The sequence below is a fragment of the Pseudomonas sp. EB271-G4-1 genome (assembly GCF_058791355.1).
In genome coordinates this window covers 1-1997 of the sequence record NZ_JBYTEO010000139.1, presented here as the reverse complement: position 1 = coordinate 1997, position 1997 = coordinate 1, and the positions used below count along the sequence as shown (strand labels likewise).

1 protein-coding gene is annotated in these 1997 nt (G+C 67.8%); it reads right to left on the bottom strand.

The window, feature by feature from the left end:
* A partial coding sequence (locus tag AC3WWR_RS30815; protein WP_492599319.1) for an ImcF-related family protein occupies window positions 1-1997 on the bottom strand: 1997 nt, incomplete at both ends.

Here is a 1997-nt window from a genome sequence, read left to right as displayed (position 1 = left end):
CGAAAACGGCTGTCGCCGTCGTCCAGCGGCGTGACCTGGGCTTGTTCCAGCAGGCGGATCAGGCCCCAGGTGCCTGCGTAGTCGCCGAACAGCCGTTCGTTGGCCTGCACGCTGGTCCAGGTCAGGCTCGCGCCGGGGTATTGGCTGCGACCGGGCCAGTTGAAGCGCTGCCAGCTTTCCTTCTGGTTGAAGTACTCGTGTTTCTCGCCGTTGAGGGTGAAGGTGGTTTGCACCACGTCGCGCACCGGTTTGCCTTGCAGTTCGAAGCTCAGGCCCATGCCGCCGTCGGTAAACAGCACGTCGGCCAGGTGGCTGAGCTGGTTGATCGCCGTGAGGAACTGCGGATTGAAACGCAGGCCCTGGCTGTGTTGGGCGTCGGCCACCCAGCGGCTGCCCTCCTTGCGCAGCAAGCCGCCCAGTTCGCGCTGCAGGAATTGCTCGAGGCGCCCGGAGTCGGCGCGGATCATCTGCCCGAGCATCGGCAGCGAGGCGTCGCTGGCGGTGACCGCGAAGGGGTAGCGCCCGGTGAACGCTTCGTGCCATTCGCTGACGATCGCCCGTTGCCACTGGCGGTTGAGGCTGCTGGCTGAGGGTTGCAGGACCCGCTGCCAGGCCTGCTCCAGTGGCTGCACGAACAGGGTCTGGCCGATACCGCCCCACTCCGCCCCGAGGCTGGCGGCGAGCTGGCTGCCGTAGGCGCGGGTGTCGGTGAGGTCGATGCTTTTGCCCTGGAACACCGTCTGCGCCAGGGTCTGGGTCATGTCCTGCGGGTCGGCGGCGTGGTTCACCTGTTGCAGGGTCAGGCGGGTGCGCGTGACCTGGTTGAGGAAGGCTTGCAGGCTCAGGCGCTCGTTATCGCTCTGGCCTTCGGGGGGCTTGCCGAGCAGGGCCAGCAGCGGACCGAAGGTGGCGTCCAAGGGGCCTTTGGGCCCCTGCTGCGCCTGCTCGATCAACGGCGCCGGCGCCTGGGCGATCAGCTTCTGCGCCGAGCTGATCAGCGAGTCGGCCAACGCCTGGCTGCGGGTGCCGGCCTGGCCCTGGTAGGCCAGGGTGTTCATCAGCGCGATCAGCGGCGACTGGCGCACGTCGCTCATCAGGGTCAGCTGGTCGATCACCTCGCCGAGGTTGTTGGCCGGCTGCCAGCGCAGGCGGTTGAGGAACTTCAGCCAGGCGCTGGCGTAGTCCTGGAAGTAGCGCCGGGTCAGGCGTTCGCGCAGCATGTCCGGGGTCAACTCGGCGGCGATGTCGCCCGGCCGGTCGCTGAGCACCCAGTCGATTTCCTCACGCCGCGCCTCGGCGACGGCCTCGATGGCCGGGCGCACCTGGCCCTCCCAGGCCTGGCGGGTAAACACCCCCGGCACGCTGGCCGGGCTGACGAACAACGCTCGCGCCTCGGTGTCGCCGACCATCTGCGCCAGATTTAACGCCGGGGAATGATTGGCCGAGGCGTCGAGCACCTGGCGGTACAGGCTGGCTTCGGCATTGCGCTGACCCAACTGGCCGAGCAGCAGCTGGCGCACCTGGGCCACCAGCTGCGGATCGGCCGGCATCCCCCACTGCGGATGCGCCGCCAACTGCTCGCCATAGAACTGCCAGAGCAGCGGCGACAGACCGTGCCACAGCCCCGGCGAAACCCCGTCGGCGCTCGGCTCGAGCGAGCCCATCACTTTGACCAGAAAACTCGCATCGGCTTTTTCCGGCCGCGCCAGCATCAGGTAAGCCTTGAGTTGTTCGTAGGCCTGGGGCGCGCGCTTGAGGCGTTCGGGGCTGTCGGCGGGCAACTTGATCAGGGCAGTGAGTTGTTGTTGCAGGCTGGCCAGCGCCGGGTCGCGCAGCAGGCGCTGGTTGGCCTCGACGTAGGCGGGCCAGAGCAGTTGCAGGAGTTCTGTGTTCTTGTTCAGGCCGAAGCGCTGGTACCAGGGCGTGCCGTGGGCAGCGCGGTAATCCAGGCGGCCGAGCTCGCGGGTCAGTTCGTTGAGGGCGAGGAATTGTTCGTC